The sequence below is a fragment of the Mycobacterium sp. THU-M104 genome (genome assembly GCF_049197365.1).
Lineage (GTDB): Bacteria > Actinomycetota > Actinomycetes > Mycobacteriales > Mycobacteriaceae > Mycobacterium.
On the sequence record NZ_JBMIOP010000129.1, the window covers coordinates 1 to 24398 of the forward strand.

Genomic DNA, 24398 nt, shown 5'->3' on the forward strand with positions numbered 1-24398 from the left:
TGACCGACAACTTGAGAGCATTCGGATGGACCGATGCCGAGATCGTGGAGATCGTGGCCTCGGTTGCGTTGATGCGCTACACGACCACGGTGGCCAGTGCCCTCGACGTGCCGCTTGAAGAGGCCATGGAAGGCGTCGGGGTCAGCTGCGGGGTGCCGCTCGATCGGCTCGAGGGTTGAGGCAACGAGATACCTGTCGACGGACCTCAGCGGTTTTCATCCACGGAACCTCGCTTCGGGACGAGATCGTGTCGGTGCGCGCTACTGACGGTTGTCAGAGCCGGGTCCGCTGGTGGATGTCTTCAGTGAACTCGGCGAGCACGGCCTCGGTCAGCGAGGGCCGGGTCTCGGTGATTGCCGCGAGGTAGTCCTCGGTGCGCGACGGCTCGCCACGGTTGAATTCGATCTCGCGCTCGAAGCCGGATTGCGCGCCCTTGCGGGCAGCGAACTCGATATCGGCCGGAGTGAACATCTCGCTGGCCACCACCAGTTGATCGATATCGACCGAATCGGCGGCCGGTCCGAGATATCTGGCCCAGATCGCGGCTCGCGCCGTCGCGTCCGGGGGTCCGATCGGGATGATGTAGTCGAATCGCCCGGGTCGCAGAAAAGCCGAATCCAGGGATCGCACCGAGTTCGTCGCGCAGATCAACAGCCGGTCGTCGCGTTGGCGAAACGCCGGGATCAATTTGAGCAGTTCGTTGGTGACGCCGTGTGCCGGGTCGCAGCGCTCGCCCGAACGTGATCCGGCGATTTCCTCGACTTCATCGATGAACACCACCACGGATTCCAGTTCCATCAGCGTCACGAAGGCCTCGCGCAGCGCGCTCGCCAGGGCAACATCTGGTGCGGCAAGGCGCGACGGGAGCAGTTCGACGAACGGCCAGCCGAGCCGACCGGCAACGGCCTTGGCGAAGCTGGTCTTCCCGGTCCCCGGGGGCCCGAACAAGATGACCGCCTTCGGCGGCGAGACGCCGTATTTCTCGGCGATGTTCGGCTCGGTCAGCGGCAGCACGATCCGCCGCTCCACGATCTCCTTCTCCGATTCCATCCCGCCCATCGCGTTCCACAGGCCGCGGGGCATCGTCTGGGCGCCGAGTTCGGCGAGCAGACCCGCGTCCGAGGAGCCGACGGTGTCGATCTTTTCGAAAAACGACAGGTCGGTCCGTTCCCGGTAGCCGGAGTTGCGCAGCGCCGTCGCGCCGGTCGCCTCCGCCGGTAGTAATGCACCAACACGCCGCGCGCCGAGCGTGCGTAACCGCATCTCGAGCCCACCCAGAAGTGCGCTGCCGACGCCGCGATTGCGCCACCGGTTGTTGAGGCCGAGGAGCGAGATCCACGCTCGTTCGCCCTGGACTTCGGCGACCGCAATACCGGCCAGCTCGTCGCCGACGACGGCGACCACCGCGGGCCGCCCCGATCTGGCTGCCGCGACCACCTCGGAGATCGGAAAGGCCGGCGACGGGTCGCCCGGGTAGCGACTCTGATCCCACACCAAGATCGCCTGATCGAGGTCATCGTCGTGAAAGTCGCGCAATCGCCATGGCGGCATCGGCTGCACCTCCTTGCCAGGGGACGGCGCTGACGGCGGCCCCCCTCGCGGACAGCGCCTTATCTGACATTCTCTCATACCCCTGGGGGCATAGTCACGTCCCGGCGCGACCCTTTGACGGGGACCGAATTCGGAGTACCGTCGAGAAAGTAGTTGCCCCGCATGAGGAGCTGCCCGTCCAATTCCGGCCCGACCGGGAGGAGCGGCTATGACCGTTGAAACGCCCTCTATTTCTTCTTCTTCGCTGCGAGCGCGGCGGCCGTTCCCGGCTCGTTTGGGCCCCAAGGGAAATCTGATTTACCGCCTGGTCACGACGACCGACCACAAGACGATCGGGATCATGTACGTGGTGACCTGCTACGCGCTGTTTTTCGTGGGCGGGCTGATGGCTCTGTTCATGCGCACCGAGCTGGCTTCGCCGGGACTGCAGTTCTTGTCCAACGAGCAGTACAACCAGCTGTTCACCATGCACGGCACCATCATGCTGCTGTTGTATGCCACCCCGATCGTGTTCGGGTTCGCCAATCTGGTTCTGCCGCTGCAAATCGGGGCCCCCGACGTCGCGTTTCCCCGGCTGAACGCCTTTTCCTACTGGCTGTTTCTGTTCGGCGGGCTGGTCGTGCTAGCGGGCTTCATCACCCCCGGCGGTGCCGCCGATTTCGGCTGGACCGCCTACACCCCGCTGGCCGACGCCATCCACTCGCCCGGCGCGGGCGGTGATCTGTGGATCACCGGCCTGATCGTTGCCGGCTTGGGCACGATCCTGGGCGCGGTCAACATGATCACCACCGTGGTGTGTATGCGCGCACCGGGGATGACGATGTTCCGGATGCCGATCTTCACCTGGAACATTCTGGTGACGTCGATTCTGGTGTTGCTGGCGTTCCCGATCCTGACCGCTGCCCTGTTCGGGCTGGCGGCCGACCGGCACCTGGGGGCCCACGTCTTCGACCCGGCCAACGGCGGAGTTCTCTTGTGGCAGCACCTGTTCTGGTTCTTCGGACACCCCGAGGTCTACATCGTGGCGCTGCCATTTTTCGGCATCGTCACCGAGATCATCCCCGTATTCAGCCGCAAACCCGTCTTCGGCTACACCACCCTGGTGTTTGCCACCCTGGCCATCGGCGGATTGTCGATGACGGTGTGGGCGCACCACATGTTCGCCACCGGCGCAGTGCTGCTGCCGTTTTTCGCGATCACCTCGTATCTGATCGCGATCCCCACCGGGATCAAGTTCTTCAACTGGACCGGCACCATGTGGAAGGGGCAGCTGACTTTTGAAACCCCGATGCTGTTCTCGGTCGGGTTTCTGGTGACGTTCCTGCTGGGCGGATTGTCCGGTGTCCTGTTGGCCAGCCCGCCGCTGGACTTCCACGTCACCGACAGCTATTTCGTGGTCGCGCACTTCCACTACACGCTGTTCGGCACCATCGTGTTCTCCACGTTCGCCGGGGTGTACTTCTGGTTCCCGAAGATGACGGGCCGGCTGCTCGACGAGCGGCTGGGCAAGTTGCACTTCTGGTTGACGTTGATCGGCTTCAACACCACGTTTTTGGTGCAGCACTGGCTGGGCAACATGGGCATGCCGCGTCGCTACGCCGACTACCTGCCCACCGACGGCTTCACCGCGCTCAACGTCGTCTCGACGGTCGGAGCGTTCATTCTGGGTGCGTCGATGCTGCCTTTCATCTGGAATGTGTTCAAATCCTGGCGTTACGGCGAGCCCGTCACCGTCGATGACCCGTGGGGCTACGGCAATTCGCTGGAGTGGGCCACCAGCTGCCCGCCGCCGCGGCACAACTTCTACGAGTTGCCCCGGATTCGTTCTGAACGTCCGGCGTTCGAACTGCACCATCCGGACATGGTGGCGCGCATGCGCGCCGAATCCCACGTCGGCCGTCACCGCGAGGTGGTCACCGAATCCGGCCTGGTGGCGAGTCCACGCGCATAGCGAAGATGCTCCCGATCACCGCGGAATATACCCAGTAGGGTATGTGTTGCGGATATTACTGACGCAGGCCTGAAAGGATCACCATGACCAGTGCCCCAGATACCGACCAGCACTTGACGAGCATGCCCCGTATCGGTGACCCGGCTCCCGCGTTCAGCGCCGCTACCACCCAGGGGGAAATCAACTTCCCTGCCGACTATGCCGGTAAATGGGTGATCCTGTTCTCCCACCCGGCCGACTTCACCCCGGTGTGCACCAGCGAATTCATGACCTTCGCCTCGATGCAACAGCGATTCGCCGCCTACAACACCGAGTTGGTCGGGTTGTCCGTCGACGGACTCGCAAGCCACATCGCCTGGTTGCGCACGATCAAGGACAAGATCACCTTCCGTGACATGCACGAGGTGGAGGTCACCTTCCCGCTGATCGAGGACGTGTCGATGGCGGTCGCGCAGAAATACGGGATGATCATGCCTGGCGAAGACTCCACCAAGGCGGTGCGCGCGGTCTTCGTGATCGACCCCAAGGGGGTGATCCGGGCCATCATCTACTACCCGTTGAGTCTCGGCCGCAACTTCGACGAGCTGTTGCGCGTCGTGCAGGCCCTGCAGACGGCCGACCACTTCGACGTCGCGACGCCGGCGGACTGGCGCCCGGGTGACTCCGTGATCGTTCCCACCGCGGGCACCTGCGGCACCGCCAAGGAACGGATGGACGGTCACGTGGACGGCGTCGAATGTCAAGACTGGTTCTTTTGCACCAAAAAGATCACCGCCGACGAGGTCGAATCCGCAATCCGGGTTCCGAGCGCCACCTAACGACGCGGCAGCGGTTTGTCTGGCACATGCTGTGACGGGCAACTGGACAGTGCCCGCTGAGCCGGTGTGGACGCACCCCAGCGCAGTGCCTTGCCGCTACGGTGTGCCCAGCTAATCCGATATCTGGTAGCTGGATATGTGGTAGCTGGATATGTGGTGGTTGGGCAGAGGTCCTCACTTCGCGCCGGAGTGCGCACCTATTCGGGCGTCGTGAGGGTTGGAGGCTCAGAATGACCGGGCTCGGTCCAATCTGGGCGTTGTCAACTGTTGCGGCCACCTTTGTCGGCGGGCTGATCGGCCTGAGGCTTCGTACCCGCCTGACGGGCGTGATGGCGTTCACCGGCGGGGTGGTGTTGGGAGTGGCGCTGTTCGGCCTCGGGCCTGAGGCCGTTGATCGGCTGGGCTCGGTTGCGGCCGGGCGCACGGTAGGTGCGGCCATGGGTGTGGGATTCGTGGGCTTTCTGGTGCTCAGTCGGCTCCTGGTGCTGCATCACCGCGATGACCCCGACCAAGCATCCCGGCACCGGCCAGTGGGAACCTTGGAGGCTCTGGCTCTGTCGGTGCACAGCCTGCTGGATGGTCTTGGGATTGGAGCCGGGTTTGCGCTGTCACCTCAAGTGGGGGCTTTCGTGCTGATCGCGGTGGTCGGCCATGACTTCGTCGACGGGATGAACACCGTGATCTTCGTGCTTTCCCAGGGCGGCGACGTGCACCATGCGCGCCGGTGGCTACTAATCGACGCCGTCGCCCCTGAGATCGGGGCGATCGCTGGCGCCGCGATCCCGTTCACCTCGCATTTATATGGAGTCGGTTTGGCGATCTACGCCGGAGTCTTTCTGATGATCGGTACCGGCGAGCTGCTGCCAGCCGCGCACAGCGAGCCGTCACTGGTCCGTCTCGGGCTTACCGCAGCGGGGGCTGTGCTGATCTTTGCCATTACCGGGCTGCTGCCGGGATGATCCCCTCGGTCTACGGGTAGTGGTCACCGGTGCGCTGTCGGTCGATCAACGTCGGCAACCACTCACTTTGGCTGTGATCGTCGACTCGAACAGGAAATGCTGCGCGCATGATTTCCGCGGGATTTCAAGTAGGTGGGTGGCCGGCACCCCGAACGACGGCGGCTTGCCTCCGGTGCGGAAGTGCATCTCTTTGAACGCCAGCTTCATCGCATAGGGAGCATGTCCTATCGTGAAGACGGCGGTGTTGCCACCATGCCAGATGTCGGAGTTGATGTGGAAGCCCCGGTGTCCGCCCATGTCGCCGAAGCAGAGAACCTCGGCCCGGTAGTCGGGACCGGCGGCGCCAGGGGCGAGTGCCCGCGCAGCGTGAGACCGTTTTCGCTCCGACTGACGGCGCGGTCACGCTCGTGGAGTCAGATCAAGCGATCGGCCCACCAATGGTCGCCGGGCAGGTCGCAGCCGGGCCGCGGCCGTGCAGAGCGCGAGCGCCGAGGCGCTCTCGGGACACGCGACCACCACGGGAACGCCGCGGTCGCCGGATTCGCGAAGCGCGACGTCCACAGGTATCTTTCCGATCACCTCGCAACCGATTTCGGCTGCCAGCTGCTCGCCGCCCCCGGCGCCGAACAGGGTGCTGGGCTGCGCGCAGTGTGGGCACACCAGTTCGCTCATGTTCTCGATCACCCCCGCGACCGGCATGCCCACCTGCTGTGCCAGCGCGCCCACTCTGCTGGCCACCGAACGCGCCGCGGGTTGGGGGGTCGTGACCGCCACCAGCGCGGCGTCGGGGAGGAACTCGAGCACCGAGAGAGTCACGTCGCCCGTTCCCGGCGGCAGATCCAGGATCAGCACGTCGAGGTCTCCCCAGAAGGTGTCGGTGACGAACTGGGTGAGCGCCTTGTGCAGCATCGGGCCGCGCCACATGATCGGCTCGTCGGGGCTGACGAAGAAACCCAGTGACATCAAGGCGACGCCGTGCGCGTGAACCGGAAGCATCCGACCGTTCATCGCCACGGGTGCGCGGCGCACCCCGAAGAGCTGAGGCACCGAGTATCCCCACACATCGGCGTCGATGAGTCCGACGCGACGGCCCCGTCGAGCCAGCGCCACAGCGAGATTCGCGGCAATACTGGACTTGCCCACACCGCCTTTTCCGCTGGCGATCGCGTAGATTTCGCGCGGATCCGAGGTGCGGCGAACGTCGATCGCGTAGCGAGCGGCGCGGTCGCGTTCGTCGGGCGACATCGTCGACAGTCGCACCTCGCAGCGCTTCACCCCGGCGACGCCGTCGGCGGCGGCGGCGACGTCGCGCCGAATCTCCTCGGACATCGGGCAGTTCGGCGTGGTCAAAGCGATGTCGATGCGTACCCGGCCCCGGCCGCGGACCTCGACGTGGCGCACCATGCCCAATTCACCCAGCCGACAGCGAAGTTCCGGGTCGACAACATCACCCACGACTGAGCGCACCTGTGACGCGATCGCCTGCCGGTCGGTCATGGCGCCGACTCCGCGAGAGTTGCCAACGCTGTGGCACTGCGCGTGGCGCGGGCGGCCCACCACTGCGAAGTTGGGTCGCTTCGTTCGCCGTGTCGCGTCGCCCACGTTTTCGCCTGCGCACACAGCCACTGCAGTGTCGCCCGCTTGTCTTGGGCGAGCATCCCTTTCAGGGCAAACCGGCGCTCCCCGCGCCGGTAGCCCACGCCGATAGCTGCTGCCCCGGACGACAGCGCGCGGTGGGTGAGCACCATTCCGCATCTGATCGGTGTGATCAAGGAGTCGAGCAATTCGTCGAATTCGCAATCGACGTCCAAAGCGTCCGGGGCCGTGCGCAGCGCCAGCGGCAGCGCCTCTGAGGCGCGCACCCGCGGCTGCTCTTCGGTCAGCACCGCCAGGGTGAGGTCCGCCCATGCCGTGATCGCGTCGCAGCCCAGATCTGCTGCAGCGCAGAGATAACCAGGAGCCCACGGCCAGATGTGTTCGAAGAGCAGTGCATCGGCGACGCGTCGATCATGGTCAGCGCCGGTGTCCCGCAGTCCGGCGTAACACATCAACAGCACTCCGAGATGGTCGGCGTCGGCGGGCGGATCCGCGCCGGCCGCACGCCAGAATCCCTCGATCCGGTCCAGCCCGTGCCCGCCCAGCTTGCCTTCGAACCCGAGGTGGATGGCCGCGTGCGGCGGCGCCGCAAGGATGAAGGCCTCGGTGTGTTCGGCGGCGGTGATGCGCGCAAGACCCAGCGCGTCGGTCACCCGATCGGTCGCCGGCGGCGGCGAGTAGGCGATCGCGCCGAGCGCACGCAGCAATTCGCCGCGGTCGGTGTTGGCCTGCAGCAGAACATCTGACGTGGTCATCGGTTTGGGATCTGGTAGGCGTCACCCAACGGTTTGAGGGGACGCATCAGCCAATGCGGGCGGCGTGTTCCGTCTGGTGTGACGGTCGGCGCGCCGCGCGTCATCGCCAGCCACCGGCGGTACACCATGCGGGCTTTGGCGGTGTCCACGCAGATGTCGCCGGCCCGATCATCGCGGCCCGCCGGTGTCACCCGCACCGCCTGGTGCCAGCAGTGCATTCCCGAGATCGGGTCCGGCTGAACCGGGAACGTGAGGTTTTGGTGCACACCGGTGTCGCCCCACCAGATGCGTTGCGTATCGGGGTCGCTGCTTGTGTAGGGTTCGACGGGCCGCAGCCTTCTCATGGACCAGGCGGACCCGTCCCGGTCCAGGTCGACGGTGGCCATCATGGCGCGCGCCCCGTTCGGCTCGCCCGCGGTGCGCCACCGTCCCATGTGATGGCTGCAGGCGACCACGCCCGGCCGGATGCCTTCGGTGATCCAGGCTTTGGCGACGAAATGCCCGATCGCGGTCTCGACCCGCACCAGGTCGCCGGTCTTTGCCACACCGAACCGCGCTGCGTCAGCGGGGTGAATCCATACCGGGTTCGTGTGGGCCAGTTCATCGAGCCACTTGGAATTGGCAGATCGGGTGTGTATCTGCGTGGGTACCCGAAACGTCGAGAGCAACACCACCTGATCGTCGGCAAGCGCGTCGGGATGCACGTGGCTTTTGATGTAGCCGGGCAGCGCGTGCTCGGGCCAACCCCATGCCGCCAGCGTCGACGAATAGAACTCGAGCAGACCCGACGGGGTCGGGAATCCCCGCAGAATCCGCCCGTCAACGAGAACACCGACGGCCCGCCGTCCCTGCTCGTCGGGATCCGGCGAGGCGATCGGAACCGTATTGACGGCGTCGTGTTCGGGTGCGGCGGTGTACACCCGTCCGGCGGGGCTGATATGCGTGTCGAGCAACTCCTCGGGCCGAACCTCGCTTTCATGGATTGCACCGACACCCCGCGCGACCTCGAACGCCCCGTAGCGGCGCATGAATTCCAGCGCGGTCACACCCTCGTGTGCGGCCCGTTCGGGCAGTCCCGGCACGGAATTGTCGAACATCCAGCCGTAATACTCGTCGACGGTGAGCTTCTCGCCGGGCCGGGCCCGCGATTCGTGGTACTGGCGGATGCCCAGGCTGCCGTCCGGGTCGATCCGCCAGGACAGCTCGATCCAAAACTCGTTCTCCTCCCACACCTCGCCCGGGTTGACGTGGCGGGTGTCGGGGATCGATTCGCCCAGCCGCTGTCGCGCGGCGCGAAGTACGGGCTGCCGGAAACCGATCCACTGCCCGTCGTATTGCTCGTAGGAGTGGGTGTCGTGCCGTTCGGAGGCGTGTCCCATCGGCAGCACCCAGTCGGCCAGATACGCCGATTCGCTCCACGTCGGGGTCAATGCGACGTAGCAGCCGACGGCCTGCTCGTCGGTGAGCACCTCCATCCACGACAAGCCGTCAGGATTGTTCCACACCGGGTTGTATACCCGGTTGAAGTACACGTCGAGGCGGCCCCGGCCGTCTTTGATCAAATGCGGCAGCAGGAAAGACATTTCGTTCTGGGCCAGCGGATACTCCAGCGGCCAGCTGAGGTCCTGCCACACCGCCGGATCCGGTGGTGTGTGGATGGGCTTGGGCACGAACTTGTTCCAGGCGTTGGGAAAGGTTCCGCCCTCGGTACCCACCGCGCCGAGCAGCGCAGACAGCAAGAACACCGTCCGCGACACCTGCCATCCGCCGAGATTGGAGGCGGCCGCAGATCGCCAGCAGTGTGCGGCGAACCGGGTGCCGGCCTGGGCCACCGTTTCGGCGACTGCCCGCAGCGTCTCGGCGGCGATCCCGGACTCCGCGGCGGCGAAGTCGAAAGTGTACGTGTCGTACAAGCGCCGAAGTTCGGCTTCGAAGGAGGCGAAGGTAGGCGGCAGCTCGGGCGCACAGGCGTGCAGGTACTCCGCCCAGTTCCACCATCGGCGGACGAATTCCCTGTCATAGCGGCCGGTGGTGATGAGGTGGCGGGCAATGGCCAGGTTGATTGCGGCCTCGCTGCCGGGCTGCGGTGAAAGCCAGTAATCGGCGTGGGTTGCGGTGTTGGACAACCGGGTGTCGAGCACGATCACCTTGGCCCCGTTCGCCCTGGCCTCGGTGATCCGCTGCGCGTGCGGGTTGAAGTAGTGCCCGGTCTCCAAATGCGAGCTGATCAGGTAGATGACCTTGGCGTTGGCGTGGTCGGGGCTGGGTCGATCGATGCCCATCCAGAACTGGTAGCCGGTGCGGCCCCCGCTCGAGCAGACGTTGGTGTGTGAATTGTGGCCGTCCACTCCCCAGCTGGCCAGCACCCGCTCGGTGTAGCCGTCCTCGCCGGGACGGCCGAGATGCACCATGATCTCGTTCTGCCGGTGCTCGGTGATCGCCGCTCGGAGGCGTTGCGCGAGCGCATCGAGGGCCTCGTCCCAGCTGACGCGCTGCCACTGCCCGCCCCCGCGCGGACCAATGCGTTTGAGCGGATAGAGGATTCGGTCGGGGTCGGCGACCTGGTTGATGGTCGCCGGGCCCTTTGCGCAGTTCCGTCCCCGCGACCCGGGATGTTCGGGATTGCCTTCGAACTTGCGGACCTGCAGTGAGTCCCGGTCGACATAGGCCAGCAGCCCGCAGGCCGATTCACAGTTGAAACACGTCGTCGGAACCAGCAGGTAGCTGTGTTCGACGCGCCGCGGCCACGATCGCGAGTCCAGCTCTACCCAGTTGTCCCAGCGTTCTTTGGGTGGAAACGACGCCAGGTGGGCCGCGCTGGGGCCTTGATAGAAGGTCTCGCCGCGCTGCTCGACGGCGCGCCGTGCCGCCGACACCCGCCTGGCGAGCTGGTCGATCTCCGGTGCCGCGCGTTTGCGCATCGCTGTCCGTTTCCTTCCTCAGGCCAGCGGAACCGCCTGCCCGGCCTGGATGTAGGCGTGCTCGTGGGCAAGCAGTCCGATCAGCACGAACGGCACGGCGACCCAACCGATCCACGGCGCGGCCACCGCCACCGCGACACCGCCGATACCGACCCAGAAGAACGGCGCGAACCGGCCCCGGACCATCTCGTGGATCGCCAGGTGCGCGTGGGCGGTGACGTGCGGCATCGCCACCTCGGCCCACACCAAGAGAATTTGCGCGGCGGCGGCCGCCATGATCACTTCGGTGGCGACCAGGGCACGGTGCGGGGCGTAGCCGGCGGCCAGCAGAAACGGCAGCAGGCCGGCCGCGCCGGCTAATATCGCCTGCAACACCAGATGCACGGGAAGCAAAGCGCTCTGCCACAGATCGCGTGCCTTGGCCTGGGCGAACAGAAAAGCGGTGTAGTACGCGGTGACCAGCGCCGAGGGCACTGCGAGGATTCCGCTGGCCCGTTGCAACCACCCCACATCGAAGATGACGGCCGCCAGATACACGCCGAGGATCCCGCCGTAGCCGCTGAGCATGAACGCCCCGCGCACCAGCCAGCTGCGCCATTGCGGTCGGGTGAAGATCAGGTAGAAGCGAAACGGGTGTTTCAAATCCCAGGTCAACAAGACGCCGGTGATCGCCAGAAACGTCAGCGATCCGAGGGGCGCGATCCACCGTGTCAACGGATCGTCCCAGTCGTTCTCGCCGATCAGCGTCAGGCCGACCGCCACCATGAGGAGGCCGGCGGCAAGGCTTTTCGTCCACGTGTAGAGACTCACCCGCCAACCCCAGGGGGCGCGGTGGGGGACGTCGTAGGACACCAGTGCTGCCGCCGAGGAGACCGCACCAACCGGGTGACCTGACGTCGCCAGTTGCGGATCGGCGGGCCCCTGGGTCGCCCACGCGTACAACCCGCCGTCCGGCCGGCGCGCCGCCAGCGGATCCAGGGTGGCCTGGTGGGCACCGAGATAGAACACCCCCGGCCCGGTTTCCTTCTCCGGTCGTCGCACCACAGCAGGCCGACGGTTGATGAGTTCGGCGACTTTGGACGAAGGATCCTCCAGGTCGCCGACAAGGATCGCTTGGGTGGGGCACACCGTCACGCAGGCGGGCTCCAGCCCGACGTCGAGGCGGTGGGCGCACATGTTGCACTTCTCCGCGGAGTGGTCTTCCGGGTTGATGAAGATGGCGTCATAAGGGCATGCGGCCATGCACGCCTTGCAGCCGATGCAGATGCTCTTGTCGAAGTCGACGATCCCGTCGGACCTCTTGTACATGGCCCGGGTGGGGCAGGCGGTCACGCAGGGGGCGTCGGTGCACTGATTGCATCGCGTCACCTGAAATGCGCGGCGCGCTTCCGGGAATTTGCCGACATCCACCGATTTGACGTAGGTCCGGTTCACCCCGAGCGGGACCTCGTTCTCGCTTTTACATGCCGTGCTGCACGCGTGGCAGCCGATGCAGCGAGTCTGGTCGAGAACCTTCACCCATCGCCCGACTTGGGCGGCGTCAACAGCCATCACCCCAACCGTAGTACGGGATCGGCTCCGTTGACAGGGCACCGTTGCCATCCAAAGGTCCGGTATGGATTGCCGACCTGAAAACCACGACTTTGCCGAGTTCCTCGTTCCTCAGGAGGTCGATGTTGCTTTGTGTCGTCACAAATATCTCTTGCTGGCGCGATGGTGTCGCGCCCGTCATGATCATTACTACACGCGAAGCCGACCGCCACGGAAAGCGGAGGGAAAATGTTGACAACACCGGTACGAATTTCGCAAACCTGCGTTGGATGGATTGGTTTCGGCGGCTGGTCGGCTTTTTTTCTGATCTGTGCCGTCGGCTATCTTTCGATCGTGAAAGCCGTATTGATCCGGAGACTATACGCAGCCGCACACCGGCCGGCTGTCCGCGGCGTTGCCGCGGCGAAGGCCGCCTACTCCGAGCCTCCGGCCATTTCGGAGAGCACAGTGAAGGTTCCCGGGCAGGTTACTGATCCAGGTCACGAGTCACCGGAAAATGCGGCCAATGCCACCGCGCCACCGGGGCTGGCGGCGTTGGACTGGACATCGGTTGGTTGCCAGAACAGCCAGGGTTGCACCCGGGTCGCAGATTATGTCGTGGAATATCATGCCATTGACCATTGTTTGGACAGTGAATCCAACGCATTGGGAAACCGTGTCGAGATTCTCTGCAAGACCTGCTCGGCTCTCTTGCACATCGCGCTGGACATGCAGATCGGCCGTTTGATATCGCAAGGACGAGATTTGAGATGCCGTACGTGCGGAAAAGTCCTTGCCTTGCCCACCGACATCCTCAGGTCCGGACCTCTTGACCTTCCTGCTGACGGGCTTCACGCTGCGCGCCCGAGCAGTACCGGGGACCGGCTTCCTCAGATGAGTATGGCCCTGCCGCATGAGGTGTCGGGGTGGTGAGATCTGCGGGTTCGCGTGGTCGGTCCTCGCAGGCCGGTGTTCCTGACTTCCCAGTCCGCGTTCGAGAGGTGGCCGATGGGTACTCAGAACAACACCCAGCAGGAGGTTGATCAAGATGGCCGAAGTCAGTTACGACGCCAGCGGTGACCAAGACCAGATCGTCACAGCAACCCGTGGTGGCGATGTGTCGATTGCCCCAGGTCATGTCCACCCGATGCTGAGTCCGCGCATGCCCGAACTCAGCTCGTTCGAGATGTTGCTTGCGCTAGCCCGTACCGGCAGCCCCGGCGCGGTCGCCACCGAGTTTGGTCTCACCCAGCAGGCAGTGTCGTCACGACTGGCGTCGATGGAGGCTCTGACCGGGGTTCAGCTGGCTCTTCGGACAACACGTGGGACCCAACTGACGCCCGCCGGTGTCGTCGTAGCCGAGTGGGCGGCCAGGCTGCTCGAGGTCGCTCACCACGTCGATGCCGGCCTGACCGCGATGCGTACTGAAAAACGCCGGCGCCTCAAGGTGGCGGCCAGCCAGACGATCGCCGAGCAGCTTTTACCCCAGTGGCTGGTCTCGCTGGCAACTGCCGCCGCTCGGGAGGGCCGCACCGCTCCCCAAATAGTGTTGACCGCCACCAACAGCGATGGTGCCATCGCGATGGTTCGCAACGGCACCGCCGAACTGGGATTCATCGAACGCCCCAACCCACCTGGCGAGCTGGCCAGTCGCATGGTGGCGCAAGACGAGCTGGTGGTCATCGTGGCACCAGTTCACGCGTGGGCCCGGCGGTCGCGCAGCATCAGCGCCGCTGAGCTTGCCCAAACGCCTCTGGTCATGCGGGAGTCCGGCTCAGGAACACGTGACGCTTTGACCGCCGCGCTGCGCCGAGCGTTGGGCGATGAGATGCAACAAGCGCCTCCGGTATTGGAATTTCCGTCGGCGGCCGCCGTGCGTGCCGCCGTCCTTGCCGGCGCGGGACCGGCCGTGTTGAGCCGACTGACAGTCACCGACGACCTGGCAGCCGGTCGTCTGCATGCCGTCAGCGTTCCCGACCTGGATCTGCGGCGCCCGCTCTCCGCCATCTGGGTCGGCGGACGCACCCCGCCCGCAGGCGCCGCACGCGACTTCCTCGGCAGCATCGCCAACTCGTTACCCCGGTCGACTCAGTAGCCGCTGAGCAGCCGGCGGGCACGCCCGAGCGTGTCGGGTCCAACTCGACTGTGAATCCGCGACGGGTCAGCCGGCCGTCGGCCCCATAACAGCAGCACCCGTGCGGCCTCGTCGGTTCTTAGTGTCGCCGGTCCGTCCGGCTCCGCCAAGGCGATCGATGTCGAACCATTGTCAGCCGTGATCACGACGTCTTGTGACCCTCGGACACGCAGCCGGGCCTCGAATCGCTCGCCGGGCGCAAGCCCAAGCTGCTGGGCTCCTTTGGCCAGCAGCGGCTTGCCCACCGCGACCACACTGTGGGTCGTCATCCACGGTTGGGCCAGTCGCGCCTGTGCCGCCGCGTCATCGCCGGTGATGTCCCAGCCGTGCAGGACGAGTTCCTCTCGGACGTGTTCGGCGAACCACGGCACCTTCATCGTGCGGCCGGCCCAGGCAACGTCAGTATCGGTGGGGACGTCGGCGGCGGCTGCTGCCACTTCGTTGAAGGCGGCCATCGCCCTGTGCAGCGCCTCCCACAGATCCGCGTCGTTCAAGGCACGCAGCGGGCCCTCACGTTCATCAAAGCCGCGCGTGTCAGCCCTTTCGCCGTCGAGGTGCTTGCCCAGCACCCGGGCGAGTTCTTCGGCGCCTGCGGCGATATGGAGGACGAGGTCGCGCACCGTCCAGGCTTCGCACCACGTGCCGGCGTCGGGCCGGTGCTGCGCAACCGAATCCAGGAAGGGTTGCCACTCGGGAAACCGGTCGGTGTCGATCTTTGCGCCCATGAGACCCATCGTGATGCCGACTTACTTCGGCCGGGCCCGAAATATCCGCGTCCTATCGTGGGTGGTGTGTTCACCGATCCCGCTGTCGCTTTCGCCGGGCGCGGTGACGCTGATATCGCCAGCGTTGCCGCGCTGATCGGCGAGCGTGCCCGGGCGCGCGTGTTGATGGCCCTGCTCGACGGGCGCGCACTGCCGGCCGGCGTGCTGGCCGCCGAGGCCGGAGTGGCCGCCTCCACCGCCAGCGAGCACCTCGCCCAACTCGTGGACGCCAGGCTGCTCAGCGTCGAGCGTCAGGGCCGTGCCCGCTACTTCCGCCTGTCCGGCCCCGCAGTGGCCGAAGCTCTGGAGGCACTCGCCCGGATCTCTCCGCCCGAGCCGATCCGTTCGTTGCGCCAGGGCACGCGCGCGCACGCGCTGCGCCGGGCGCGCACCTGCTACAACCACCTTGCCGGGCGGCTGGGCGTGGCCGTCATGACCGCGCTGCTCGAGCAGGGCCTGCTCACCGGCGGCGACGGGCGCTACAACCCCGGACAAGCCGACACCGATCGGCTGTCGGCGCGCGGCGCCGACCTGACCTATCGGCTGACCCCGACCGGACGAGAAACGCTGGCCGCCTTCGGGTTAGATTTGGCCGCGTTGAGCCGCAAGACGCCGATGGTCCGCTACTGCGTGGACTGGTCTGAACAACGCCACCACCTCGCCGGCCTACTGGGGGCCGCGCTCACCCAGCGCATGTTCGACCTGGATTGGATCCGCCGGGTCCACCGGCGTCGCGCGGTGGTGCTCACCGACCTCGGGCGCCGAGGGCTCGCCGACACCTTCGGTATGCCAGCAGACTGGGACTGATCGGCACGGAGCCAATTCGCCTCTGCCACTATGGCTGAATTGGCAGGCTGATGCGAAGTAACCCAGGCCGCTAGAAGCGGCTGCTGCGCTACGGAATCGGCTACTGCAGCGGGCAGTTGGACGGGAAAGGACCGCCAAGGGCTGCCAACCGGAGGTGCTTCGTCCCGGTTCTCCGGCAGGCGAACGATACCAAAATGTTGGTAGCATCTTGGTATGCGCACTACCATCGACAAGGCCGGACGTTTGGTGATCCCCAAGTCGCTCCGCGAGCAGTCGGGCATTACCGCGGGCGAGGTAGAGATTTCCCTGGACGGGGCCGCTGTCCGCATCGAAAGCGTGGCAGCCGACAATCTCGTCGAACAGGACGGACTTCTGCTGCTACCCAGTGGCGGCCCAGAACTTGACGCCGACGCGGTCAGGGAGTTGCGGCTTGCCGACCAGCGCTGAACACGTGCTTCTCGACACCAGTGCGGCGCTTGCCTTGGCGCAGCGCGAGAACCCGTTGCACCTCGCCGCCAGAACCCGGCTCCTCGCATGCCGCCGAGGGATGTCGGGACATGCCGCGGTCGAGCTGCTGTCTGTACTCACCCGACTGCCACCACCGCACCGGCTCAGTCCAGCTGCCGCACTTCGCTTGGAGCAGAAGAATTTTCCCGAGTCTCGCTTCCTGTCCGCGACGGACACAAAGGACCTGGTGCGGGAGTTGGCGTTGGCGGGCTTGGCAGGCGGCGCGCTGTACGACGGTCTCGTGGGTGCAGCCGCCCGCAAGCACAAGCTCCCGCTCGTCACCTGCGACCGGCGCGCCGAACCGACATATCGGTTGCTCGCCGTCGACTATGAGCTGTTATCGCCGACGCCGCCATGAAAACTGGCTCCTGCGGGCCCCGAGAACCGGTCTTCCCGCGGATCGACGGGCAACCGACACTGCTGCCGATCGTGCGTCAGAACTCCTGAGCGTTTACCGGGTCGTGTTGCGTCAAAAGAGGTTTCGGGCAGCTCGGGAGATCCCTTCGGCGCTCATCGGGTGTTGGTCGGCGAAGGTGGCAAGGTCTCGGGCGGTCAGTCCACTCGAGACTGCGAGCCCGATCTGGCCGATGAGGTTGCCCGCATCGATTCCGACGACCCAACCGCCCACCAGCCGCAGCGAGCCCGTCGCGAAGAACAGCCGAATCTCGCCGCCGGTCTCACCGAAGATCTGGGCCCGGCTGTCCTCGGCGAAGGAGTAGGAGGCCTCTTCGACGCAGATCCCTTTGGCCGCCGCGGATGCGCGGGTGAAGCCGACGTAGGCGGCGGCGGGAAGCGTGAAAACCGTGGTGGGCGTGGACAGAAAGTCCACCGCGTCGGCGTGCCGGTCACCTGCCAGGATGTTGGCTGCGGCGGCCACGGATTGACGCACCGCGGCATGGAAGAGCGGAGTTCTGCCGTTGACGTCGCCGCAGGCGTAGATGTGGCGCAGGTTGGTCTGCAGGGTGGGATCGACTGCGACGCCGTGGGCGTCGACCGCGACACCGGCCTCGCGCAGGCCGGCGGGGATCACCGGGTGGCGGCCGAGTGCCTGGAACGCGACCTCGGCGGACCTGTGCTGCTCGGTGGCCCCGTCGAAGAAGACCACCCGCACACCGCCGGGGGTTTGTTCGACCCGCCGCACCTCGGCCCCCAGAATGACTTCGATGTTGGGGTCCAGCAGCGGAGCCAGCAGTGCCACCATGTCGGGGTCCATCCCGGGCAGCAGTTGGGCTTCGCGTTCGAACACGGTGACCCGGGCGCCGAAGGCCGCGAAAAACGATGCGGTCTCCAAGCCCACGTAGCCGCCGCCGATGATCAGCATGGAGGCCGGCAGCCTCGACAGGGACGGGTGGAGTGCGTAGAGGTCTCGGCTGTTGAGGCAGTGCTCGAGCCCGGGGATCGGCGGCGCGGAAATGTCCGAGCCGCTGGCGATGACGATGTTGCGCGCCGTGAAGCGGCGAAGCCCTTCGGGGGTGTCCACCGCCACCGTGTGGGGATCCTCGATGCGGGCGGTTCCGGTGAGAAGGGTGACATTGGGTGCCGCCCGCAACTCCGCGTCGTGCTGCGCATAGCGGCGGGTCTGCACCTGGTCCTTGTGGGCGATCACCTCGGAGTAGTCGACGTCGACTTCACCGTGCAGCCCACTTTTGTGAAAGCGCCGCTGCTGCTGGAGGTGGTGGGCGATTTCGCGCACGGCTTTGGACGGCACGCAGCCCTCGGCCAGGCAATTTCCGCTCATCACCCCCTTGGGGTCGACCATCACGACGCTGCGCCCGGCCGCCGCCAGTCGGAAAGCCGCGGGGTAGCCGCCGCCGCCTGCGCCGATGGTGAGCGCATCGATGTCATCCATTCGACAATCCTCCCTGCCCCGGTCGGGGCCTCGTGTGTTACTCGCCGGGGAAGTGGTCCATCAGCAGGTGGGTGGCCGGCACCCCGAATCCCGGCGGTTTCCCTCCGGTGCGGAAGTACATCTCTTTGAACGCCAGCTTCATCGCATAGGGAGCGTGACCCATTTTGAACACGGAGGTGTGCCCGCCGAACCAGGTGTTGGAGTAGATGTAGAAACCTCGTTGGGCGCCGATGTCGCCGAAACAGAGAATCTCGGGCTCGTATTCGGGTCCGGCGTCGCCGGGGGCGAGCGCGCCGACGTCGATGGCGATCTGGCGGGCCACGATCTGCGCCTGCTGGTGTCCCAGGCCGCCCAGCTTGGGCACCGTAAGTGCCGCCGCGTCACCGACGGCAAACAATTCGGGATGCTCGGGATTGCGCATCCGGCGGTCGGTGAGCACGAAACCCCGCTCGTCGGTGACCGACAGGTCCTTCAAGAACGGGTGGGGCACCCAGTCGGGTAAGACGATCTTGATCTCGGCTTCCAGGCTCGCACCGTTGTGGAACTCGATCCCGTCGGCGGTAAGACGCACGACGTCGTCGGTGTTGTTCAGATAGCCGAACCCCTGTTTGGCCGCCATCTCCAAGAACGCGGTGACGATCTGTTCACCGGCATCCTCGGCGATCATCGACGCGGGGGTGAACAGCGTGATGCGATGCGCGTCGCCCAGATGGTGTTCGCCGAGCCAGTGCGCCATCGCCAGCCCGAGCTCCAAAGGCGGGCCTTCGCACGCGGCGACCCCGACCGGCATCCAGTCCGGTTTGCCCTGCAGACCCTGGTGGAACCGGGCCGAGCCGATGGCGATCGGCCCGCCCTTGTAGGAGGCGAGCCGCCGACGCAGCCTGTTGCCGTAGTAGCCACTGGAGACCGTGTCGCCGTGCTCCCCGAAGCCTTCGATCTGGTCATAGGCCAGGCGGTTCCCGAGCGCGATCACCAGATAGTCATAGCCGAGCGCCTCGGTGGCTGAGCCCAGACGGTCGCTGGGAACGATGTGCACGCTTTTGGCATCGGGGTCGATCGCGATCACCTCGGCGTTCAAGAAAGTGTTGCCGTCATGACCGTGGATCTTCGGGGTGTCCAGCAGCAGGGATTCGAGGGGATCGCGATCGGCGAACACCTCCAACTGGATGTTCGGCACAAAGGTCAGGTAAGGGTTGCGGTCGACGACGACGATCTCGACGGCGTCACCGGCATGCTCGCGGATGAACCGGGCCGTGGTCAACCCGGCAAAGCTGCTCCCCAGCACCAGGACCCGTGGTTTGGCCTGCGTCATCGCGATCGCTCCCTTCGATGTCCGACTGACTTTCAATGCCCATCCGGCCACAGATAGGGGCATCCGCGGCATACCTCAAAACATCAGAACCGGCCAGCTTGCCGCCGGGCGAGTCGAGACGTCGGCGCCGTCCCCATCGCAACGGCGGATGAGCGCATTACCTGAAATCTGTGATTCCGTTAGCCGAGGGGCCGACTCACCCTGAGGGTACTACCGCGCCAATCCGCCGCATTCGACCAAATCCACCCCGACATCGCCGCGTGATACACGACACAAATAAGCCGAGAGCTCCCAGCGATCCTCGTCGCCGCTAGGAGCTACCAGCGACTATCGGTAGTGCTCACTCCAGCGTCACGACCATCTTGGCCGCCCTGGCGAGGGTGTTGGTGACGGGAGACCGTTCCTGTCCGGCCTTGACCACGGCTTCGATTTCTTCCCGGCTCGCTTTCGGTGCGACGATTTTCAACTTGGCGCGAAACTCCTGGGCGCCGGATCCTTGTTCGGCGTTGATCCCTTCGGTGATGCCCAAAAATAGCGACGCCACATCGAAGTCGGTTTCGACCTCGCAGGTGTAGCTTTCCAGTTCGATTCCCCGGGCCGCGGCGGTGCCCACTATGTTGCATGCCAAGCAACCCGCGAGGCCCTGCAGCAGGTACTCGGCCGGTGTGGGCGCCGTATCGTTGCCGAGCAGTGAGACAGGATGATCGCTTGTCATCGTGAACTTCTTCCCGGCCCGGCCGGTGTCGGTGTCGCCACCCTGGGTCATTGCGGAAATCTGAGAGGTCACCAGGCAGCCACTCCGCCACTGGGAGTTGGCCCGGAAGGTCACCTTGGCCAGATTTCGATCAGTCCTCACCGCCTCGGCCATCGCTGTCAACGCCTTCATGTCGACGCCATCGAGCACATCCGTGTTATCCATCGTCAGTCTCTAATCATCTTGTAGTTGAACTGAATTCGCGCGCCGCGTCCTTGACGATCAGCGACTATCCAGACCCCGTTGACTTCTTCCGCGGGAATGAATACACCGTCGCACGTGCTTTGCGACAGGCGGTAGGGACTTTGGGCCCTCTCCGGATCTCCTGATGACATTTTCGTGGGCGCGGTCTCAGCGTTGCTCCGCCGGGTCGGGCCGTCATCAACGTTTCACGGGCGGGTCAACGGTTCAACTCGCCATGTACGGGCCCAGGTCCAGAGAGGGCTTTGGGCCCTGATGCGCCGGCGTGCATCGAAGATAGCGTGGTGAAGCACCGCATGCTTGAGAGAATTTGGCGTCGATGGTGGCCATGTGGCCTGAGTTCCTACCCCGCGTGGATTTCGCGGCACTGCCGTCGCGGATCAATTCGAGCCGGATGTGTGCCGGTCCGGGGGCAGGATGGTGACCTTCAGACACCGCCTTGATCTATTGTCGAGGCTGAACCGAATTTGAGTCGCATGTATGGAACGTCGCGAGTTTTCCGCCGAGCTTAAACACCCGGTGTCGCGTTGGAGGTGATCGAGTATTCCCGGGCGACCGTTGATGTCGCACGCGACGATCTGCTGGAGCCGCCGCCCCTGCAGATCACCGAGTACCAGCGACTCTCGAAGCTTTGCCGAGCCTGCAGGATGGTCAGCACCGAGGGTGGGACGATGAGGCGGTGCCGGCCGCCCATGCCGAGACCCTCGTGGCGTGGGGCTAGCCGGTGCGGATCGGACCCGAGGTCTGCGCCTGGGCGGCGCTGTTGACGTGCGCGCACTACCTGCCGATGGGCCGCGCCCGCTGGGAACGAAACTTCCTCGCCCACACGCGAAAACTGCTCGCGGGCGCGCCGGCGCCGCACGCAGAGGAAACACCCGGCCCCGCCGCCGGCACGCCCACCTATGTGCACCCCGCGTGCACCGAATAGCCGCCACCGGGGCCCGAGCAGCCGCAGCCGAGGTCAAATGGGGCATCAACAAACTCGACGCCCTCCGCCGACTCGTCACCACCGGCACATGGCTACCGCCAGCGCCAGCCCCCAGCTGACTAGCGACTTACTCAGGGATTTCACATGGATTTTGGGATATTGCCGCCAGAGGTCAATTCGGGTCTTTTGTATACGGGTCCCGGGTCAGCTCCAATGTTGGCCGCCGCTGTCGCGTGGGACGGTGTGGCCGCAGATTTGGAGACCATGGCGGCCGCCTACTCGTCGATAACTTCTGGGCTGGCGAGCAGATGGCATGGCCCGTCGTTCGCGGCGATGGCCGCGGCGGCCCAGTCGTATACGACATGGCTCGACACCAGCGCCGTCCGCGCGCGCCAAACCACAGCCCAAGCCCGCGCCGCGGTGGCCGCCTACGAGGCTGCATTTGCCGCTACCGTGCCGCCGCCGGCCGTCGCGGCCAACCGCAGCTTATTGGCATCCCTGGTGGTAACCAATATTTTCGGGCAGAACACCCCGGCAATCGCGGCTACCGAACTCGATTACGCCGAGATGTGGGAGCAAGACGCCGCGGCCATGTACGGTTACGCCAGTTCTGCTTCGGCGGCATCCGCGGTGACTCCGTTCGGCGAGCCGCCGCAGACCACCAACTCCGGCGGTCTGGTTGCGCAGGCCGCAGCAGTAACCCGCGCCGCCCAGGCATCGGCACAGACATTGCCGGCTCTGCTGTCCTCGGTTCCCCAGTTACTGCACACGATGGCGGCCCCGGTGGGCGCCTCGCCGGCGGCGGCCACACCGTCTTCGCTCGTTGACGTGCTAGCAAATGTGACCGTCGGGTCGCTATCGCCGTTCAATTTGTTGTCCGGGCTTCCAGAAGGCGAGCTTGTAAGCCTGTTGCTCTACTCGGTAACCCAAACGGGGGTCAACTTTGCGAATGTGGCCAGCAAGTTCGACAAAGTCGTGCTAGGCGTCCCGGCGGGCGTGTTTGGTTCCGGAGGTGTGCTGGCCAGCTCGGCGACACCGGCGCAAGTGTCAGCCAGCATGGGACGCGCGGCTTTGGTCAGTAACATGTCGGTGCCGCACGGTTGGGTTATGGCGGCCCCGGAAATCAAGCCGGTCGCCGTGTTTGTGCCGGTGTCGGAACCGGGCGCGGCCGTGGCAGCGGTCACCGCCGCCGAAGAAGGAAACCTGTTCGGTGGCATGGCGCTCTCCGGGCTGGCCGGACGGGCGATCGCCGGAACCGGTGCCGGCACCGCCACAGCCGGCAAAGTGCGCGCCGCAGATGCTGCGGCGGCAGACGATGCGCCCATAAACATCATCCTGATAACCGAAGACGACGAATAACCTTTGACCGCACGGTGCAGCGGGACACCCTAGACCGAAGGGGTAGAGATGGATTACGGGATGTTGCCGCCGGAAGTCAATTCCGGCCGTATCTACGCCGGCGCCGGGTCCGGATCAATGTCGCGGGCCGCGGCGGCGTGGGATACTCTCGCCGCCGAGCTGCGCTCTGCGGCGAATTCTCATGCGTCCACACTGTCGACACTGTCAGCGCAATGGCGCGGCCCTTCGGCGGTGCGGATGGCGGCCGCGGCCAGTCCGTATACAGCGTGGCTGCGTGACACCGCTGCGCGCGCCGAGCAGGCCGCCGTCCAGGCCGGCATGGCCGTCCACGCCTACCAGACAGCCTTCGCTGCGACGGTGCCCCCGGCGGTGATCGCAGCTAACCGCAGCGAGTTGGCGGCATTGATCGCGACGAACGTCTTCGGCCAAAACACGCAGGCGATCACGGCTGCCGAGGCGCAGTACGAGCAGATGTGGGCTCAGGACACCGCTGCGATGTACGACTATGCGGCGTCGTCCGCGGCTGCCACCCGATTGGCGCCGTTCACGGCCGCGCCCCCCACGACAAATCCGGGCGGCGCCGCGGCTCCAGCCGTCTCGGCCGCTCAGGAGATCGGCGCATCAGCGGGCGGGGTGCAGCCGATACTCTCACAGCTGGCCGAACTGATGTCCACGACACCAGCAACGCTGAGCAACGCCGCGACCTCGGCGCTGCCGGTCTCGTCGGCGATTACGCCGCTGCTCGATCTGTTGAGTTCGTCGTCGCCGTTGTCGATCGCCGCGGATTTCCTGGATACGGGCGGGAGAGCTGTTTTAGTGGGAGCTTCCGGCGTGGTCAACACCCTGTTCGGCATGAACCTCGACATTATGTGGATGCAAGGCGCGATATCCTCAGTCGGGTTGCCTACGGCATCGGGGCCGCAATTGGCTGCATCGATGACGGCGCCGAACGCGGACCTGACGGCAGCCGCCCCGGTGGTCTCAGCGCAGCTGGGCAGCGCTGGGCTGACGGGTGGGTTGTCAGTACCGCCAAACTGGGCGGCAGCCACCCCCACCGTCAAGCTGGTTGCCTCCGGATTGCAGGGTACCGGCGCCGGTGCAGCCCCTGCGGTCGCGGCAAAGGCCATCGAAGACCTGACTGGCGAGATGATCCTGGCAAGCGCGGTCGGCGGCGCACTCGGCAAGGCAATGCCGCCCGCGGTCAACGTGACAACTGTGCACCGATCGGAGACGGCCCGCGACAAGAGCGGTTCGAAACCCAGCAAATTCGACCGCGTCCTTGCCGAACTCTCCCAGAAGCCCGAGTCGGTTCAGCACTGGCACACCGACAAGGCTCAACTTGAGAGTCTGCTGGACCAACTGTCGAGGAAACCGGGTACCCATGCGGTACACATTCACACCGGCGACAAGAAAAGGGGCTCTCGTGACAACCCCGTGGGTGGGTTGTGATGTGAGGGGCGCCCGCCGTTGTCGCGTCAGGTTTCCGGCGTGGCCAGCGACAGCCCGGAATTTCAATCCCTCGCGAGCTAGTGGTCTTGCCCGTTAATCCGTCGGGCCCGTTCGCTGGGGTGTCGAGACTGCGGTGGCAGCGCCGAAACGCGAAAAAAAGTAGCGCTGAGCACAGTCTCGACGCCGCCAGCGCAGACTCGGCACCCGCGGCGTCTGGTAACAACCCCCGACGAACTTACGGGCGAGACCACTT

General features: G+C 65.5%; 21 protein-coding genes. 11 read left to right on the forward strand and 10 right to left on the reverse strand.

Going from position 1 to position 24398, the window contains the following annotated elements:
- Positions 1-273: 273 nt before the first annotated feature.
- Positions 274-1551 (reverse strand): ATP-binding protein, encoded by a 1278-nt coding sequence (locus ACOJVU_RS11300; RefSeq protein WP_421529869.1) that lies wholly within the window; start codon positions 1549-1551, stop codon positions 274-276.
- A 208-nt stretch (positions 1552-1759) separates the two neighbouring features.
- Here ACOJVU_RS11300 and ctaD point away from each other — a divergent pair, with 208 nt between their 5' ends.
- The 3 genes from ctaD (at position 1760) to ACOJVU_RS11315 (ending at position 5279) form a co-directional block, all read left to right on the forward strand.
- On the forward strand, positions 1760-3502 hold the full coding sequence (gene ctaD / locus ACOJVU_RS11305) for a cytochrome c oxidase subunit I (protein ID WP_421529870.1): 1743 nt from the start codon (positions 1760-1762) through the stop codon (positions 3500-3502).
- A 122-nt stretch (positions 3503-3624) separates the two neighbouring features.
- Entirely contained in the window at positions 3625-4320 is a 696-nt protein-coding gene (locus ACOJVU_RS11310) for a peroxiredoxin (protein WP_421529886.1), read from the forward strand.
- Positions 4321-4550: 230 nt separating this feature from the next.
- Complete coding sequence (locus ACOJVU_RS11315) at positions 4551-5279, forward strand: ZIP family metal transporter (protein WP_421529871.1); 729 nt, start codon at positions 4551-4553, stop codon at positions 5277-5279.
- A gap of 45 nt (positions 5280-5324) precedes the next feature.
- Here ACOJVU_RS11315 and ACOJVU_RS11320 read toward each other — a convergent pair whose 3' ends face one another.
- The 5 genes from ACOJVU_RS11320 to ACOJVU_RS11340 all read right to left on the reverse strand — a co-directional run bounded on the left by ACOJVU_RS11320 (position 5325) and on the right by ACOJVU_RS11340 (position 12102).
- Positions 5325-5576, reverse strand: coding sequence for a hypothetical protein (locus ACOJVU_RS11320; RefSeq protein ID WP_421529872.1), 252 nt, complete (start codon positions 5574-5576; stop codon positions 5325-5327).
- A 102-nt stretch (positions 5577-5678) separates the two neighbouring features.
- Positions 5679-6776, reverse strand: coding sequence for an Mrp/NBP35 family ATP-binding protein (locus ACOJVU_RS11325; protein WP_421529873.1), 1098 nt, complete (start codon positions 6774-6776; stop codon positions 5679-5681).
- On the reverse strand, positions 6773-7630 hold the full coding sequence (locus ACOJVU_RS11330) for a molecular chaperone TorD family protein (protein WP_421529874.1): 858 nt from the start codon (positions 7628-7630) through the stop codon (positions 6773-6775). Before ACOJVU_RS11330 ends, ACOJVU_RS11325 begins: the two co-directional genes overlap by 4 nt.
- On the reverse strand, positions 7627-10551 hold the full coding sequence (locus ACOJVU_RS11335) for a molybdopterin-dependent oxidoreductase (RefSeq protein ID WP_421529875.1): 2925 nt from the start codon (positions 10549-10551) through the stop codon (positions 7627-7629). The genes ACOJVU_RS11330 and ACOJVU_RS11335 overlap by 4 nt, the downstream gene beginning before the upstream one ends.
- A gap of 18 nt (positions 10552-10569) precedes the next feature.
- Positions 10570-12102 (reverse strand): 4Fe-4S dicluster domain-containing protein, encoded by a 1533-nt coding sequence (locus ACOJVU_RS11340; RefSeq protein ID WP_421529876.1) that lies wholly within the window; start codon positions 12100-12102, stop codon positions 10570-10572.
- A 228-nt stretch (positions 12103-12330) separates the two neighbouring features.
- Between ACOJVU_RS11340 and ACOJVU_RS11345 the strand changes: the two genes are divergently transcribed.
- Complete coding sequence (locus tag ACOJVU_RS11345; protein ID WP_421529877.1) at positions 12331-13014, forward strand: hypothetical protein; 684 nt, start codon at positions 12331-12333, stop codon at positions 13012-13014.
- 214 nt (positions 13015-13228) lie between these two features.
- On the forward strand, positions 13229-14176 hold the full coding sequence (locus ACOJVU_RS11350) for a LysR family transcriptional regulator (RefSeq protein WP_421529887.1): 948 nt from the start codon (positions 13229-13231) through the stop codon (positions 14174-14176).
- Here ACOJVU_RS11350 and ACOJVU_RS11355 read toward each other — a convergent pair.
- Positions 14170-14940, reverse strand: a complete 771-nt coding sequence (locus ACOJVU_RS11355; protein ID WP_421529878.1) for a maleylpyruvate isomerase N-terminal domain-containing protein — start codon at positions 14938-14940, stop codon at positions 14170-14172. The two genes, ACOJVU_RS11350 and ACOJVU_RS11355, sit on opposite strands and share 7 nt — an antisense overlap.
- A 66-nt stretch (positions 14941-15006) precedes the next feature.
- On the opposite strand from ACOJVU_RS11355, the gene ACOJVU_RS11360 reads away from it, so the two are divergent.
- The 3 genes from ACOJVU_RS11360 to ACOJVU_RS11370 all read left to right on the forward strand — a co-directional run bounded on the left by ACOJVU_RS11360 (position 15007) and on the right by ACOJVU_RS11370 (position 16651).
- Positions 15007-15786, forward strand: coding sequence for an ArsR/SmtB family transcription factor (locus tag ACOJVU_RS11360; RefSeq protein WP_421529879.1), 780 nt, complete (start codon positions 15007-15009; stop codon positions 15784-15786).
- Positions 15787-15999: 213 nt separating this feature from the next.
- Positions 16000-16233 carry an AbrB/MazE/SpoVT family DNA-binding domain-containing protein gene (locus ACOJVU_RS11365; protein ID WP_407685361.1) on the forward strand — a complete coding sequence of 78 codons (234 nt, stop codon included), beginning with the start codon at positions 16000-16002 and terminating at the stop codon, positions 16231-16233.
- Positions 16217-16651, forward strand: a complete 435-nt coding sequence (locus ACOJVU_RS11370; RefSeq protein WP_421529880.1) for a type II toxin-antitoxin system VapC family toxin — start codon at positions 16217-16219, stop codon at positions 16649-16651. Before ACOJVU_RS11365 ends, ACOJVU_RS11370 begins: the two co-directional genes overlap by 17 nt.
- Before the next feature lie 111 nt (positions 16652-16762).
- On the opposite strand, the gene ACOJVU_RS11375 is transcribed toward ACOJVU_RS11370, so the two are convergent.
- From ACOJVU_RS11375 to ACOJVU_RS11385, 3 genes are all read right to left on the reverse strand, one after another.
- Positions 16763-18142 (reverse strand): dihydrolipoyl dehydrogenase, encoded by a 1380-nt coding sequence (locus ACOJVU_RS11375; RefSeq protein ID WP_421529881.1) that lies wholly within the window; start codon positions 18140-18142, stop codon positions 16763-16765.
- Between the two features lie 37 nt (positions 18143-18179).
- The gene (locus ACOJVU_RS11380) at positions 18180-19454 is read right to left on the reverse strand and encodes an NAD(P)/FAD-dependent oxidoreductase (RefSeq protein WP_421529882.1); all 1275 of its coding nucleotides are present in this window, start codon (positions 19452-19454) and stop codon (positions 18180-18182) included.
- 340 nt (positions 19455-19794) lie between these two features.
- On the reverse strand, positions 19795-20358 hold the full coding sequence (locus ACOJVU_RS11385; RefSeq protein ID WP_421529883.1) for an OsmC family protein: 564 nt from the start codon (positions 20356-20358) through the stop codon (positions 19795-19797).
- A 775-nt stretch (positions 20359-21133) separates the two neighbouring features.
- Between ACOJVU_RS11385 and ACOJVU_RS11390 the strand changes: the two genes are divergently transcribed.
- From ACOJVU_RS11390 to ACOJVU_RS11400, 3 genes are all read left to right on the forward strand, one after another.
- Entirely contained in the window at positions 21134-21337 is a 204-nt protein-coding gene (locus tag ACOJVU_RS11390; protein ID WP_421529884.1) for a hypothetical protein, read from the forward strand.
- A 144-nt stretch (positions 21338-21481) separates the two neighbouring features.
- Positions 21482-22696 (forward strand): PPE family protein, encoded by a 1215-nt coding sequence (locus ACOJVU_RS11395; RefSeq protein WP_421529885.1) that lies wholly within the window; start codon positions 21482-21484, stop codon positions 22694-22696.
- 60 nt (positions 22697-22756) lie between these two features.
- Complete coding sequence (locus tag ACOJVU_RS11400) at positions 22757-24145, forward strand: PPE family protein (RefSeq protein ID WP_421529888.1); 1389 nt, start codon at positions 22757-22759, stop codon at positions 24143-24145.
- The last annotated feature ends 253 nt before the right edge of the window (positions 24146-24398 follow it).

Coding starts and splice junctions, on each gene's coding strand:
- ACOJVU_RS11315 (WP_421529871.1), top strand. CDS start 4,551: ATGACCGGGCTCGGTCCAATCTGGGCGTTGTCAACTGTTGCGGCCACC.
- ACOJVU_RS11340 (WP_421529876.1), bottom strand. CDS start 12,102: ATGGCTGTTGACGCCGCCCAAGTCGGGCGATGGGTGAAGGTTCTCGAC.
- ACOJVU_RS11325 (WP_421529873.1), bottom strand. CDS start 6,776: ATGACCGACCGGCAGGCGATCGCGTCACAGGTGCGCTCAGTCGTGGGT.
- ACOJVU_RS11300 (WP_421529869.1), bottom strand. CDS start 1,551: ATGCCGCCATGGCGATTGCGCGACTTTCACGACGATGACCTCGATCAG.
- ACOJVU_RS11350 (WP_421529887.1), top strand. CDS start 13,229: ATGCTGAGTCCGCGCATGCCCGAACTCAGCTCGTTCGAGATGTTGCTT.
- ACOJVU_RS11310 (WP_421529886.1), top strand. CDS start 3,625: ATGCCCCGTATCGGTGACCCGGCTCCCGCGTTCAGCGCCGCTACCACC.
- ACOJVU_RS11395 (WP_421529885.1), top strand. CDS start 21,482: ATGGATTTTGGGATATTGCCGCCAGAGGTCAATTCGGGTCTTTTGTAT.
- ACOJVU_RS11330 (WP_421529874.1), bottom strand. CDS start 7,630: ATGACCACGTCAGATGTTCTGCTGCAGGCCAACACCGACCGCGGCGAA.
- ACOJVU_RS11345 (WP_421529877.1), top strand. CDS start 12,331: ATGTTGACAACACCGGTACGAATTTCGCAAACCTGCGTTGGATGGATT.
- ACOJVU_RS11355 (WP_421529878.1), bottom strand. CDS start 14,940: ATGGGCGCAAAGATCGACACCGACCGGTTTCCCGAGTGGCAACCCTTC.
- ACOJVU_RS11380 (WP_421529882.1), bottom strand. CDS start 19,454: ATGACGCAGGCCAAACCACGGGTCCTGGTGCTGGGGAGCAGCTTTGCC.
- ACOJVU_RS11335 (WP_421529875.1), bottom strand. CDS start 10,551: ATGCGCAAACGCGCGGCACCGGAGATCGACCAGCTCGCCAGGCGGGTG.
- ACOJVU_RS11400 (WP_421529888.1), top strand. CDS start 22,757: ATGTTGCCGCCGGAAGTCAATTCCGGCCGTATCTACGCCGGCGCCGGG.
- ACOJVU_RS11365 (WP_407685361.1), top strand. CDS start 16,000: ATGCGCACTACCATCGACAAGGCCGGACGTTTGGTGATCCCCAAGTCG.
- ACOJVU_RS11320 (WP_421529872.1), bottom strand. CDS start 5,576: ATGGGCGGACACCGGGGCTTCCACATCAACTCCGACATCTGGCATGGT.
- ACOJVU_RS11375 (WP_421529881.1), bottom strand. CDS start 18,142: ATGGATGACATCGATGCGCTCACCATCGGCGCAGGCGGCGGCGGCTAC.
- ctaD (WP_421529870.1), top strand. CDS start 1,760: ATGACCGTTGAAACGCCCTCTATTTCTTCTTCTTCGCTGCGAGCGCGG.